9 protein-coding genes are annotated in these 15168 nt (G+C 59.3%); 8 read left to right on the forward strand and 1 reads right to left on the reverse strand.

Translation table 11 applies throughout. The annotated features are described in order from the left end of the window. The first annotated feature begins 173 nt into the window (after positions 1-173). The 6 genes from ACPF7Z_RS01105 (at position 174) to ACPF7Z_RS01130 (ending at position 10070) form a co-directional block, all read left to right on the forward strand. Complete coding sequence (locus ACPF7Z_RS01105) at positions 174-3071, forward strand: ribonucleoside-diphosphate reductase subunit alpha (protein ID WP_425191356.1); 2898 nt, start codon at positions 174-176, stop codon at positions 3069-3071. A 217-nt stretch (positions 3072-3288) separates the two neighbouring features. Next, on the forward strand, positions 3289-4530 hold the full coding sequence (locus tag ACPF7Z_RS01110) for a ribonucleotide-diphosphate reductase subunit beta (RefSeq protein WP_425191307.1): 1242 nt from the start codon (positions 3289-3291) through the stop codon (positions 4528-4530). Between the two features lie 742 nt (positions 4531-5272). After that, complete coding sequence (locus ACPF7Z_RS01115; protein WP_425191308.1) at positions 5273-6100, forward strand: MIP/aquaporin family protein; 828 nt, start codon at positions 5273-5275, stop codon at positions 6098-6100. A gap of 59 nt (positions 6101-6159) precedes the next feature. Continuing rightward, entirely contained in the window at positions 6160-7665 is a 1506-nt protein-coding gene (gene glpK / locus ACPF7Z_RS01120) for a glycerol kinase GlpK (RefSeq protein ID WP_425191309.1), read from the forward strand. Positions 7666-7748: 83 nt separating this feature from the next. Beyond that, the gene (locus tag ACPF7Z_RS01125; RefSeq protein ID WP_425191310.1) at positions 7749-9428 is read left to right on the forward strand and encodes an FAD-dependent oxidoreductase; all 1680 of its coding nucleotides are present in this window, start codon (positions 7749-7751) and stop codon (positions 9426-9428) included. Positions 9429-9488: 60 nt separating this feature from the next. Further along, entirely contained in the window at positions 9489-10070 is a 582-nt protein-coding gene (locus ACPF7Z_RS01130; protein ID WP_425191311.1) for a DJ-1/PfpI family protein, read from the forward strand. 84 nt (positions 10071-10154) lie between these two features. On the opposite strand, the gene ACPF7Z_RS01135 is transcribed toward ACPF7Z_RS01130, so the two are convergent. Next, positions 10155-10640 (reverse strand): methylglyoxal synthase, encoded by a 486-nt coding sequence (locus tag ACPF7Z_RS01135; RefSeq protein ID WP_425191312.1) that lies wholly within the window; start codon positions 10638-10640, stop codon positions 10155-10157. A 211-nt stretch (positions 10641-10851) separates the two neighbouring features. Here ACPF7Z_RS01135 and ACPF7Z_RS01140 point away from each other — a divergent pair, with 211 nt between their 5' ends. Both ACPF7Z_RS01140 and ACPF7Z_RS01145 read left to right on the forward strand, forming a co-directional pair. Then, positions 10852-12027, forward strand: a complete 1176-nt coding sequence (locus ACPF7Z_RS01140) for an efflux RND transporter periplasmic adaptor subunit (protein ID WP_425191313.1) — start codon at positions 10852-10854, stop codon at positions 12025-12027. Continuing rightward, positions 12027-15137, forward strand: coding sequence for an efflux RND transporter permease subunit (locus ACPF7Z_RS01145; RefSeq protein ID WP_425191314.1), 3111 nt, complete (start codon positions 12027-12029; stop codon positions 15135-15137). Before ACPF7Z_RS01140 ends, ACPF7Z_RS01145 begins: the two co-directional genes overlap by 1 nt. Positions 15138-15168: the final 31 nt, after the last annotated feature.

Here is a 15168-nt window from a genome sequence, read left to right on the forward strand (position 1 = left end):
CACATTATCTTGTAGTCATGATAATCAAAAACACAATATGATGTGTTTGCTAGCAAGTGAGCTCGATGCTGTCAAGACCCGATTACAAGGCTGTTCAGGGCACTGTCGAGCGTTTTCGAACCACCCCTTCGACTTATGATTTCCCCTACAACGCAGATCAGGGATCCGGCACCATGGACACCACTACTCTCCCCCCCAATCAGGCTTCCGTGAATATAACGGCACCGCAACGGCTTCGCGTTATCAAACGCGGTGGCGACGTGGTCGCCTTCGACCCCAGCAAGATTTCGGTGGCCATGAGCAAGGCCTTCATTGCCGTCGAGGGCGACAATGCCGCCACCTCATCACGGGTTCGCGACTTCATTGCTCGCTCCACCGAGCAGATCGCCGAGGCCTTCCAGCGCCGCATGCCGGATGGTGGCACCCTGCACATCGAGGATATTCAGGACCAGGTCGAACTGGCCCTGATGCGCGGCGGCGAACAAAAGGTCGCCCGCGCCTACGTGCTTTACCGTGAAGAACACGCCCGGGCGCGTCAGGCGGCCGGCGGCGACATCGCCAAGCCTCACCCGACTCTCAACGTCACTCTCGAGGATGGCAGCACGCGGCCGCTGGACCTGGGGCGTATCGAAATCCTGGTGCGCGATGCCTGCGAGGGCCTGGCCAATGTGGATGCCGACAAGATCGTCCACGACTCGCTGAAGAACCTCTATGACGGCGTTTCCCAGGATGGCGTGGCCACGGCGCTGATGATGACCGCTCGGACGCTGGTGGAGAAGGACCCCAACTACACTTACGTCACCGCCCGGCTGTTGCAGGACAACCTGCGCCGTGAAGCACTGAGCTTTCTTGAGATCGCCGAGGAAGCCACCTTTGGCGATATGGCGGAACTCTACAAGCCGGCCTTCAAGGCCTATGTCGCCCGCGGCATCGAGTTCGAACAGCTCGACCCGCGGCTGGCCGAGTTCGACCTCGAGCGCCTCGGCGATGCACTCGATCACACCCGGGACAACCAGTTCACCTATCTTGGCCTGCAGACGCTCTACGACCGCTACTTCATTCATCGCGACGACGTGCGCTACGAGCTGCCCCAGGTAATGTTCATGCGTGTCGCCATGGGTCTTTCGCTCAATGAGGACGACCGCGAGGCGCGGACCATCGAGTTCTACGAACTGCTCTCCAGCTTCGACTACATGGCCTCCACGCCGACCCTGTTCAACGCCGGCACCCTGCGCAGCCAGCTCTCCAGCTGCTATCTGACCACGGTGCCGGACAATCTCGACGGCATCTACGGCGCCATCCGCGACAACGCCATGCTCTCCAAATGGGCCGGCGGGCTGGGCAACGACTGGACACCGGTACGCGCCCTGGGCTCCTACATCAAGGGCACCAACGGCAAGTCCCAGGGCGTGGTCCCCTTCCTCAAGGTGGTCAACGACACCGCGGTGGCGGTCAATCAGGGCGGCAAGCGCAAGGGTGCGGTCTGTGCCTATCTCGAGACCTGGCACATGGACGTCGAGGAATTTCTCGAACTGCGTAAGAACACCGGTGACGACCGCCGCCGCACCCACGACATGAACTCCGCCAACTGGGTGCCGGATCTGTTCATGAAGCGGGTGTTCGACGACAAGGAGTGGACGCTGTTCTCGCCCTCCACCTGTCCGGATTTGCACGACCTGTACGGCGCCGCCTTCCAGAAGCGTTATGAAGAGTACGAGGCGATGACCTATACCGGTCAGCTCAAGCTCTACAAGCGAGTCAAGGCCAAGGACCTGTGGCGCAAGATGCTCTCGATGCTGTTCGAGACCGGCCATCCCTGGATCACCTTCAAGGACCCGTGCAACCTTCGCAGTCCGCAGCAGCACGCCGGCGTGGTGCACTCTTCCAATCTGTGCACCGAGATCACCCTGAACACCTCCGTCGACGAAATCGCGGTGTGCAACCTGGGCTCCGTCAACCTGGCCCAGCATGTGATCGATGGCCGGCTCGACGGCGACAAGCTGAAGAAGACGGTGCGCACCGCCGTGCGCATGCTGGATAATGTCATCGACATCAACTACTACGCGGTGCCCCAGGCCAAGAACTCCAACTTCAAGCATCGCCCGGTAGGGCTGGGCATCATGGGCTTTCAGGACGCGCTGTATGCGCAGGGCATCGCCTACGCCTCCGAGGAGGCAGTGAGCTTCGCCGACACCTCCATGGAGCTGGTCAGCTATCACGCCATCGAAGCCTCCAGCGATCTCGCCGCCGAGCGGGGCACGTACCAGAGCTTCGACGGCTCGCTATGGAGCCAGGGCGTATTGCCCATCGACTCCATCGAGAAACTCGTCCAGGAGCGCGGCGCCGATTACATCGAGGTCGACACCTCGACCACCCAAGACTGGGACCGTATCCGCGAGAAGGTCGCCAGCCAAGGCATGCGCAACTCCAACGTGATGGCGATCGCCCCGACGGCGACGATCTCCAACATCTGCGGGGTCACTCAATCCATCGAACCGACCTATCAGAACCTGTTCGTGAAATCGAACCTGTCCGGCGAGTTCACCGTGGTCAACGCCCACATGGTCAACGACCTCAAGGAGCGCGGCCTGTGGGACGAAGTGATGATCAACGATCTCAAGTACTACGACGGCTCGGTGCAGCCCATCGATCGCGTGCCGGAAGATCTCAAGGCCCGCTACGCCAGCGCCTTCGAGGTCGAGCCCAAGTGGCTGGTCGAGGCCGCCTCGCGGCGCCAGAAGTGGATCGACCAGGCTCAGTCGCTGAACCTGTACATCGCCGGCGTCTCCGGCAAGAAGCTCGACGTGACCTATCGCATGGCCTGGTTCCGCGGCCTCAAGACCACCTACTACCTGCGGGCGCTGGGGGCCACTGCGGTGGAGAAGTCCACCGTCGATCGTGGCCGGCACAACGCCGTCGGCGGCGCCACGCCGAGCGAGACACCGGCACCTGCCCCCCAGGCTCAGGAGCCGCGCGGCATCGAGGATTTCCTCACCGGCAAGGGTGGCAGCGGCTCCCGCGCTCCCTCGGCGGGCGAGATCGATGAATTGGGCTGCGAGGCCTGCCAGTAAAACAACGGGGACGTGCTGCGCTCCAATCGAGCGGCGCCGGGGACAGTTCGTAGCGGAGGTCTTTTGCCAGGGCCGGAAAATGATCCATTCCATTCCGGCATTTCCGCCATCCATGGCGGTCAGAGAGCAAAAGTAGCGCCCAGGGAAGGGTTCACAGCGCCTCCGCGCAGGACTGTCGCCGGAATAGCCGCGAAGCAACTTTAACAGGAGTTTTTCAATGCTGAACTGGGACGAATTTCACGAAGACGACACCGTCACTGCACCGGCCCCTAATCAGACAAAACCGACGGCTGCACCCAAGGCCGAGGCCAAGCCGGAAACGGAAATCAAGGAAAGCGCGGGGACCTATAAGGTCGCCGACACCGACCGCATGGCCCGGGCCGAAAAGGCCCTGGACGAACTCGACATCGCCGCGGGTCTGGAAGAGCTCGAAATGGGCGCCGGTCGCGTCGAGGTCGACGACAAGCGCATGATCAACGCCCGGGCCGACGTCAATCAGCTCGTTCCCTTCAAGTACGACTGGGCCTGGCAGAAGTATCTCGACGGCAGCGCCAATCACTGGATGCCCCAAGAGATCAACATGAACGCGGACATCGCCCTGTGGAAGAGCCAGGACGGCCTGACCGAGGATGAGCGGCTGATCGTGATGCGCTCGCTGGGCTACTTCTCCACCGCCGACTCCCTGGTGGCCAACAACCTGGTGCTGGCGGTCTACAAGCAGATCACCAATCCTGAATGCCGCCAATACCTGCTGCGTCAAGCCTTCGAGGAAGCCATCCATACCCACGCCTATCAATACTGCGTGGAATCCCTGGCCATGGACGAGGGCGAAGTCTTCAACATGTACCGGGAGGTCGACTCCGTGGCGCGCAAGTCCGCCTGGAGCCTGAAGCATACCCAAGCCCTGGGCCGCCCCAACTTCCAGACCGGCACCCCGGAAACCGACCAGGAGTTCCTGCGTAACCTGATCGGCTTCTACGTGGTCACCGAAGGCATCTTCTTCTACTGCGGCTTCAGCCAGATCCTCTCCATGGGTCGGCGCAACAAGATGACCGGCGTCGCCGAGCAGTTCCAGTACATCCTGCGCGACGAGTCCATGCACCTGAACTTTGGCATCGACATGATCAACCAGATCAAGATCGAGAATCCGCACCTGTGGACACCGGAATTCCAGGACGAAGTCACCCAGATGATCCTCGAAGGCACCCAGCTCGAGATCGAATACGCCCGGGACACCATGCCCCGCGGCGTGCTCGGCATGAACGCCGCGATCATGGAAGAATACCTGCACTTCATCTGCAACCGCCGTCTGGCGCAGATCGGCCTGAAGGAGCAGTTCCCGGGCGCGAGCAACCCCTTCCCGTGGATGTCTGAGATCATCGACCTGCGCAAGGAAAAGAACTTCTTCGAGACCCGGGTCACCGAATATCAGGTCGGCGGTGCGCTGAGCTGGGATTGATTTAGAAAAATTTGATCCTCGTATTCAGCAAGGGTCAATAAAAACGCCCGAAGCGGTAACTTCGGGCGTCTCGGTAGTAGCGCCATTCAACAATGATCGCGGTCATGCCATCACGCTCTGAAGGTGTTATCGTGTCCTGAAGGAGGTATTGCTCATGACCGAACACAAGAGCATCATCAAGCGCGTCTACATTCCTACCTACGTTCGCCAGCTACCCAACGGCGAGCGGGTCACGATTCCCGGCCATTACAAAGACTCGTTGCGTTGATAACTAGGCGCCCCATCCTCTCCCGGATGAGGCGCCTTGCATTGGCGGCTCGGCAATACCCAATCCAATTGATCGTTATCTTTCCGCTTCTTAACGCCTACACAAACCTCAACCAACACCTTCCCTGCTTTCGTTTTTATTCATAAATGTTTTAAATAGAACATTTACGAAAATACTCGACATAGTCATAAAGCTGCGCTACACACGCTTTTTTCTAAAGATTGGCGCTGCATAAGCCCGTTTTTTTAGACTAAAGGATAATGCCATGGAACAATAAGAGCATTGCTCCAATGGAATTCTGAGGCTACTCTCACCTTTGAAAACGAACATTAATGAAAATATTATGATCGATAAAGAAAACAAAATACGCACTTCCAAATTCCAAGATTCACTCCTGAAACTCCAGTGCTTGGGGTAATCGATCTGAATTTGCTGGGCGATGGCTCACGAACAATACAATTGGAGTAAAGCACCATGTCCCCTTTCCTGGGTGAAGTTTTCGGAACGATGATCCTCATTATATTCGGCGGAGGGGTCGTCGCCGGCGTGGTCCTAAAGCATTCGAAAGCCGAAGCGAGCGGCTGGATCGTCATCACCTTCGGCTGGGGCCTAGGGGTGGCAATGGCCATCTATGCGGTAGGCAAAATCAGCGGAGCGCATATCAATCCCGCGATCACGGTCGGTCTCGCGGTCATCGGTGAATTTCCCTGGGCCAAGGTGCCGATTTACATTCTGGGCCAGATGATTGGCGCGTTCATCGGCGCCGTAGTGGTGTGGCTGCATTATTACCCGCACTGGGAAGCCACCGAGAATCGAAGTGCCAAGCTGGCCGTTTTCTGTACCGATCCGGCCATTCCGCACACCCCTTCCAACCTGATGAGCGAAATCATCGGCACCTTCGTGCTGGTCCTAGCAGTGCTTGCCATAGGTGCCAATGAGTTTACCCAAGGGCTCAACCCGCTGATTATCGGACTGCTGGTGCTCGCCATCGGGTTGTCCTTGGGTGGCACAACCGGCTACGCCATCAATCCAGCCAGGGATCTGGGGCCACGTCTGGCGCACTTTCTCCTGCCTGTTGCCGGAAAGGGCGGCTCAAACTGGAAATATGCTTGGATACCGATCGTAGGGCCCTTGATCGGAGGTGCTGCGGGCGGACTTTTTTACCGCCATGTATTCATCGACGGCAACACGCTGGCCATGGCTATTGCCTTGACGGTGATTGTGGCATGTCTGTCCGTCGATTTCTTCGCCGCGAGGCGGTGGTCAGCAAAACGCGACGCTTCATCTACTAAGTTGGATTGAAAATCGTAACATCGACACCCGCAAGAAACACAACCATCAGAGACGCCGAGGCCAACACCATGGAAAAACAATACATCATGTCGTTCGACCAGGGCACGACCAGTTGCCGCGCTATTCTCTTTAATCATGATGCACAGATCGTGGGCACCGCTCAGAAGGAGTTCACCCAGTATTACCCGACACCGGGCTGGGTGGAGCACGACGCCATGGAGATCTGGGGCAGCCAGATGGGAGTGGCGCGCGAGGTACTCGAGACCCAAGGGGTCCTGCCTTCTCAGATCGCCGCCATCGGCATCACCAACCAGCGTGAGACCACCCTAGTCTGGGATCGCCACACCGGGCGGCCTATCTGTAATGCCATCGTCTGGCAGGATCGGCGTACCGCCGAGCTGTGCGACGAACTGAAGACGCGCGGGCTAGAGGACTACATACGCGAAACCACCGGCTTGGTGGTGGATGCCTATTTCTCCGGCACCAAGATTCGCTGGATCCTTGATAGCGTCGAGGGCGCTCAGGAACGCGCGGAGCGAGGGGAATTGCTGTTTGGCACCATGGATACCTGGATTTTGTGGAACCTGACCCGGGGCGAATGCCATATGACGGATGTCAGCAATGCGTCGCGCACCCTGCTATTCAACATTAATACCCTGAAATGGGACCAGCGCATGCTCGACGAGCTGAATATACCGGCCAGCATGCTGCCCGAGGTGCGCCCCTCCAGCGAGGTCTACGGCACGACGGGCGCCGAGATGTTCGGCGGCGCACGGGTACCCATCGCGGGTATCGCCGGGGACCAGCAGGCGGCGCTGTTCGGTCAGGCTTGCTTCGAGAAGGGCATGGTCAAGAACACCTACGGCACCGGCTGCTTCCTGCTGATGAACACCGGTGAGACCCCCGTGCCCTCGAAGTCAGGTCTGCTTACTACCATCGCCTGGGGAATGGACGGCAAGGTGGAGTACGCACTGGAGGGCGCCATCTTCATCGCCGGCGCGGCAGTGCAGTGGCTGCGTGACGAGTTGAAGCTCATCGATTCAGCGGAGGACTCGGAGTATTACGCCGGCAAGGTGGAAGACGCCGGCGGCGTCTATGTGGTCCCCGCCTTCGCCGGATTGGGCGCACCCTACTGGGATATGTATGCTCGCGGCGCCATCTTTGGACTGACCCGGGGTACCCGCAAGGAACACATTACCCGCGCCACTCTGGATTCTCTTGCCTATCAGACCCGGGACGTCATCGACGCCATGCAGACCGACTCGAGCATCACGTTGAAGGCCCTACGTGTCGATGGGGGCGCCGTGGCCAATAACGTCATCATGCAATCCCAGGCGGACATGCTCGGGGTCAATGTGGAGCGTCCGGTGATTACGGAATCCACTGCGCTGGGGGCAGCCTATCTCGCCGGCATCGCGGTGGGCTTCTGGACCAAGGACGAGGTCGCCACCAAGGGTGAGGTCGAGCACGTCTTCGAGCCCAAGCTGGATGCCGAACAGCGTGAGCGCAACTATCGGGGATGGAAGAAGGCAGTGCGGCGCACAATGAACTGGGAACGCGACGAGGCGGAGTAACCCCCTCACTATCCACTCGGGCAGCCCGATCGATGGTCGATTATCGCCTGAGCGGCTCTCTTCCGTGCTGATGGAGTCCATCTATGCAACTGCGTGATAGCAATATCGATAAACTTGCTGGTGAGACCTTCGATGTGCTGATTATCGGAGGCGGCATCAATGGCGCCTCCGCGGCCGCCGCTCTGGCCGGCAAAGGCGTCAAGGTGGCGTTGATCGATCGCGGTGACTTCGCTGGCGGCACCAGCATGCACTCCTCCAACCTGGTTTGGGGGGGAATCAAATACATGGAAAGCTACGATTTCGCGCTGGTCCGCAAGCTGTGCAAGAGCCGCAATCACCTGATCAAGAGCTTCCCCTCCACGGTCAAGGAGATCCGCTTCTTGACCACCATTACCAAGGGTTTTCGCTACCGTCCCAGTTATCTATGGGCCGGCACCTGGCTCTACTGGCTGATGGGCAACTGCTTTACGCAAATCCCGCGCTTTTTGACGCCTAAGTCCATCAAGGATCGCGAGGCGATCATCGATACCCAAGAGGCCGTAGGTGGATTCGAATATTCCGACGCCTATCTGCATGACAATGACGCGCGTTTCGTTTTCAACTTCGTGCGCACCGCGCTGAACCATGGCGCTGTGGCCGCCAACTATGTCGAATCCCAAGGTGCACAACGCGAAAACGATGGCTGGGTCACCCGAGCCCGCAATGTCATGAACGACACCACGTTCGATATTCGCGCCAAGGTGCTGATCAACGCTGCGGGCCCCTGGGTCGATCAACACAACGCTCTAAGTCAACAGGAAACAGAACACAAGCACGCCTACTCCAAAGGCATTCACTTGATCGTACCGCGGCTGACGGATAACCAGCGGGTGTTGGCCTTCTTCGACGACGAAGGCCGGCTATTCTTCGTCATTCCCATGGGGCGCCGCACCTGTATCGGCACCACCGATACTCGCATGGAAAGTCCGGAGGTACACGTCACCGACGAAGACGTCCAATTCGTACTGGATAATATCAACAAGCGCCTCACGCTGGACAAGGCGATTGGCCAGGACGACATCATCGCGACCCGTTGTGGCGTGCGCTCCCTGGCGGTCCAACCCAGCGGTGGCGGTAAGCGCGACTTTCTGCAACTGTCGCGCAAACACGCCATCGATACCGATGATGCGGATGCCCATATCAGCATCTTCGGTGGCAAGCTGACGGACTGTCTGAACGTGGGTGAAGAGATCGTCACCGAAGTAAAACGTCTTGGGGTGGCAATACCCTATCCGGATTACCGCTGGTATGGCGAGTCTCCCGAGTCGGTCAGGCAGGAGTTTTTTCATCAGGCCAAACTGATGGAACTGGATGCCCTGACGCCGGAAGAGTCGGTGGAATCCTTGTCGACGCGTCTATGGCGGCGCTATGGCGCCTACGCCCTGGATATGCTCGAGGATATCCGCGAGGACCCACGCCAGGGCGAGCTGCTGATCGAGGGCACCGAGTATCTGCGCTGCGAATTGCGTCAGGCCAAACACCGCGAAATGATCACCCGGCTGGAAGACTTCCTGCGCCGTCGCTCAAAAATATCGCTGGTCGTCGAACGGGATCGGATTCGCCAGTCACCGGGTTTGATGGAGGCCTGTGAGATCCTGTTCGGGGATCAGGCCAAAGAGCGCTTCGACGAGTACTTTGCCGATGCTTCCGACCAGCCGTTGGAGTCGCTGAGTGCCACTGCCGAGCCCAGCAATCCGGCACATTCCGAAACACTGCAGTGGTAGAGGTCCGCCGGTGGGTCAATCACGCCACTGGTCAACACAAATGAATGAGGAGATATTGTCATGGCTGCAAAACGCATTCTAATGCTGGTAGGAGACTTCGCTGAGGATTATGAGGTCATGGTCCCCTTTCAAGCGCTTCTAATGGTGGGACACCAGGTGGACACTGTCTGTCCGGGGAAGAAAAAGGACGATTACATCAAGACCGCCATCCACGACTTCGAAGGCGATCAGACCTATACCGAGAAAGCCGGACATAACTTCGCCCTTAACGCCACTTTCCAGGACGTCGAGGTTTCAAACTACGACGCCCTGATGATTGCGGGTGGGCGTGCCCCGGAGTATCTGCGACTGGACCCCGAAGTCATCAAGATGGTGCAGTATTTCGCTAGGGAAGACAAACCTATCGCCGCCGTTTGTCATGGCGCCCAGGTATTAGCTGCCGCAGAGGTAATTAAGGGACGCAAGGTGTCTGCCTATCCCGCCTGTTCGCCAGAGGTTCGGCTTGCAGGCGGTGAATTCGCCGATATCGACATCGATGCTGCCGAGACGGATGGCAACTTGGTAACGGCACCGGCCTGGCCGGCGCATCCGGCCTGGCTAGCGGCCTTCCTGAAGGTGCTGGGTACCGAGATCAAGCTGTAGGTACCTGCTCACTATCGTGAACAGGCCCTAAAAACATATCTATAACTTGTGAAATGGAGAGCGTCGTCTAATGGCGCTCCTTTTTTATGCGTTTCCTGTACTGCGCTTCGCCATCCAATCCTCGACGTCCGGAATGGCTATCTGGCAATCCTGGTCCAGGTAAGGCGAACTGATGATGAAGTCTGCGCTGGTTGCATTACAGGCGACGGGAATATTCCACAGGGCGGCCAACCGCAGCAGGGCCTTGATATCCGGATCATGGGGCTGAGGTGAAAAAGGATCCCAGAAGAAAATCAGCAAATCGAGCTTCTGCTCGGTGATAAGCGTGCCTATCTGCTGATCACCACCCAAGGGGCCGCTCATCATCGCTGCCACCGGCAACCCGAGATGCTGGGCGACTCGGGTTGCCGTCGTACCGGTACCCGTCAGTTCATGTTTTGCCAACAGGGCTTGCCAGCGCGCTGTCCATTCCAGCATCTCTTCTTTCTTGTCATCGTGGGCAATCAAGGCAATGCGCTTGCAGGCAGGAAGTGTGCGATGTGTCATTTTCCGGGGGTCAGAACGGGGCATGATGTTGTCTCGCTTGTTTTTGATCCAAGGAAATCCAGCCCCATCCTAGCATCGTGCATGCTATCAGCATCAGTTATTTCCACCTTGGCGATCACCACATTGTGCCTCTATTCGAGCACTATCGTGGTGTAATGCTTGCTAAGATACAACTCATGCGCCTGACGCAATATAGTGATATCCCTTGCTCTTTACTTTCATAATCGTGGTTGCCATGCCATCAGCTTGTCTTTCTTTCAAGTTTTTGAAACGTCTGCAACATCGCCTGCCACGCTTGAACGCCATCATCACACTTGTATTTTTCGCGATTGCCTTGCTGACATCCTGCTTTTCTCCACGACTGTTCGCTCAGCAATCCGACTCCGCTGACGTCACGGCGGTGATTGGCGCACGCGCCGTCCTCACGGACTGGTCGGATCCGCTGTCCGCCCTAGGCACGCTCCGGGCCAACGAGAGCGTGACGCTTTCGTCCACGGTGACCGATACCGTGGAAGCCCTCAATTTCGAGGGCGGCGAGAAGGTCTCCCAAGGCCAGGTGCTGGTACGTCTGTCGGCGGAGGAAGAGCAGGCCAATCTGCAGGTAGCGCAAACATTGCGCGAGGAACGGGCCAACGCGGTGGCGCGTTTGGCCAGGTTGCAGAAACGCGACCTGGCGGCGCTGGCGGATCTCGAGGACAGCAGAACCCAGCTACGCCAGGTCGAGGCGGAGATTCAGGCGCTTCAAGCAAGGCTCGATAACTACACAGTACGCGCCCCCTTCGATGGCGTAGTCGGCGCACGCCAGATCAGTGTCGGCACCCTGGTGACGCCGGGCAGCGAACTGGTGACCCTGGATGATATCGAACGAATGAAGCTCGACTTTCGTATTCCTGAAGTCCAGCTCGGCGCGATGGCTGTCGGCCTTCCCATTACGGCAACGAGCAGCGCCTATCCGGATCACCCTTTCAAGGGCACCGTCAGCATCATCGATTCCCGAGTCGATCCTGTCAGCCGCAGTGCCGGGGTACGCGCCCTGCTCGACAACGACGAGCGACTGCTGCGCCCGGGCATGCTGATGCGCATATCCGTCGCGCGGGCGACGCGTCAAACCCTGGTGATCCCCGAAAGCGCCCTGGTGCCAAAAGGTCGGCGCCAGTATGTGTGGGTCGTCCGCCAGGCAGAGAATGGCGAGGTCGAAGACGCCCCGGTCGAGCGACGGGAGGTGGAAATCGGCTCGCGGCGGGAGGGGGAGGTCGAGATTCTCGAGGGGCTCAGTGAAGACGACATGGTCGTCAGTCATGGCGGCGATCGTCTTCGGGAAGGCGTTCGGGTACGGTTGATCGGCGTCGTCGATGAAAATACCAGCGTCAGCGAGATTCTCGATACCCAGCGCAGCGAAGGGAGCGACTGATGCGGCTTTCGGATATTTCCGTTCGCCGGCCGGTACTGGCGATGGTCATCGCAGCGCTGATCGTCGCCTTCGGTCTGCTTGCCTTGACCCGTTTGCCGCTACAGGAATACCCCACCATCGATCCGCCCATCGTCAGCGTCGACACCCGCTATCCCGGTGCCTCCGCCAACGTGGTGGAAACCCGTATCACCCAGGTACTGGAAGACAGGATAGCAGGCATCTCCGGCATCCAGGTGATCTCCTCGACCAGCCAGGACGGACGCTCCAGCATCAGCGCCGAGTTCCGCCTCGACAAGAACATCGATGATGCCGCCAACGATATCCGTGACCGTATCGCCGGTGCTCGGGACGAGCTGCCCGACGAAGCCGAGGCCCCGGAAATCAGCAAGGAAGACGCCAGCTCGGATGTGGTGATGTGGTTGGTGCTGGCCGGCGATGGCTATACCACAGCTGAACTGACGGATTACGCCGATCGCTATCTGCTGGATCGCTTCTCGGTGCAGGAAGGCGTCTCCCGGGTGCGCATCGGCGGCGATCGGGAATATGCCATGCGGATATGGCTCGACAGCGATGCCCTGGCGGCGCGGAATCTGACCGTCGGCGATGTCGAGAGCACGTTGCGCGAAGAGAACGTCGAACTTCCCGGAGGCTCTCTGGAGTCGAGAGATCGCCAGTTCATCCTCCGCCTGCCCCGTAATTTTGCCACGCCGGAGGACTTTCAATCCCTGGTGCTGGACCAGGATGCCAACGGCTATCTGGTGCGGCTCAAGGATGTGGCCCGGGTCGAGCTGGGCACGGTGGAGGAGCGCTCCCTGTTTCGGGGCAACGGCGTACCGGTCATCGGGCTGGGAATCATCAAGCAGTCCACCGCCAACGTGATGGGGCTATCCGAATCGGTGCGGGAAGAAATGGCGCGTATTGCCCCCACCCTGCCCCCGGGCATGTCTCTGAGACTCAGCTACGATGCCTCGGAATTCGTCGCCGGGGCGATCGATGAAGTCGTCATCACCCTGGGAATCGCCATGGTGCTGGTGATGGTGACGATCTTCGTGTTTCTCGGCAACCTGCGCACGACCCTGGTGCCCCTCGTCACGGTTCCCACGGCCCTGATTGGCACCTTCGCCATCCTGGCCGCCCTGGGATTCACCATCAATCTGTTGACGCTACTTGCGCTGGTACTGGCGATCGGCCTGGTGGTCGACGATGCCATCATCATGGTGGAGAACGTTCATCGCCGCATGCATCTTCATGGCGAGACGGCACTGGTGGCCTCATTCCATGGCGCCCGGCAATTGAGCTTCGCCGTCGTCTCGACCAGCCTGGTCCTGATCGCCGTCTTCGTGCCGCTGAGTTTTCTGCAGGGCGATATCGGTCGCCTGTTCTCGGAATTTGCCCTCACCCTCGCCGCTGCAGTGGCTATTTCGACCTTGCTGGCGTTGAGCTTGACGCCGATGCTGACCTCGAAGATTCTCTCCTCCGAGATGCATGAAAGCGCCATGGCGCACCGCGTGACGCTGGTACTGGAAGCCTCTCAGCGCGTCTATCGTCGCTTGCTGGAACGAGCCCTGGGCTTGCGTTGGTTACTGGTGGCCATTTTCGCTGCGCTGCTCGCCGCCACCGCCTGGCTCTATCCGCTGCTGCCGGCAGAATATACCCCGCGGGAAGATCGCGGCACCTTCTTCGTCATCGTCTCCGGACCGCCCGGAGCCACCTACGATTACATGCTGGACTACATGAACGAAGTCGAGGCGCGTCTTCTCCCCCTGCGTGAAAAGGGTGAAGTCGATCGAATATTGGTGCTGGCGCCGCTCAGTCGCGGTGGGCCTAGCGAGAATTTCAACACCGGCTTCGTCATTGCAGGGCTCAGTGACAGGTCCCAGCGTCGTGCCGCCTGGCCGATCATGGACGAGATCGGCGAACGTCTCGACGATTTGCCCGGCGTGCGGGTTTTCCCCATCATGCGCCGCGGCTTTGGCGGCAGCACCGAACAGGCGATGCAGTTCGTCCTGGGGGGTGGTACCTACGAGGAGCTGGTGGAATGGCGCGACACCCTGATGGCCCATATTCGCGAGAACAACCCCAGGCTGCTCAACCTGGAGAGCGACTACGAAGAGGATCAGCCGCAACTGCAGGTCGAGATCGACTACACCCAGGCAGCGGATCTTGGCGTCACCGTCACGGAAATCGGCCGCACCCTGGAAACTCTCTTGGGCGGGCGCAGTGTCACTCGCTTCGTCGACCGGGGCGAAGAGTACGATGTCATCCTGGAGGCGGAGCGTGACGCCAACTCGACACCCAGCGCATTGGACAATATCCGGGTGCGTTCAGCGCGAACCGGCCAACTGATCCCCCTTTCCAACCTGGTGACGCTGACGGATTACGCCGGGCCCAGCACCTATAGCCGCTACAACCGCCTGCGGGCAATCACATTGCAGGCGGATCTGGCGGACGGTTATTCCATGGGGGAAGCCCTTGCCTATCTGGAAGCGACGGTGGACGAGATTCTGCCCCCGGGCGCGCAAACCGACACCAAGGGCGCCGCGCGGGATTATCAGGAATCCAGTGGCGAGACCACCTTCCTGTTCGTACTGGGCGTCGTGGTGGTATTTCTCGTCCTGGCGGCCCAGTTCGAGAGTTTCGTGCATCCCCTGGTGATCATGCTCACCGTGCCGTTGGCCATTGGCGGTGCACTGCTTGGGCTCTATCTGACCGGCCAATCCCTGAATATCTACAGCCAGGTGGGACTGGTCATGCTGGTGGGACTCGCGGCCAAGAACGGCATTCTGATCGTCGAATTCGCCAATCAGTTGCGGGACGAAGGCCGCGAATTCCGCGACGCCCTGATCGAAGCCTCTCTGACACGGCTACGGCCGATTCTCATGACGTCCGTCACCACCATCGCCGGTGCCGCGCCACTGATTCTTTCCTCCGGCGCCGGCGCCGAAACCCGGCTGGTACTGGGTACGGTGATCTTCTGCGGTGTTGCCGCCGCGACGCTATTCACCCTGTTCGTGGTGCCGGTGGCCTATGACCTGTTGGCACGTCATACCGGCTCGCCCCAGGCGATCTCCCGGCGTCTGGAGCGCGAAATGGATACGCCGCGCTACTGACGCCTGACCGACACCGCGTTGACCAGCAACT

This window comes from Halomonas sp. GXIMD04776, from assembly GCF_049808615.1.
Taxonomy (GTDB): Bacteria; Pseudomonadota; Gammaproteobacteria; order Pseudomonadales; family Halomonadaceae; genus Modicisalibacter.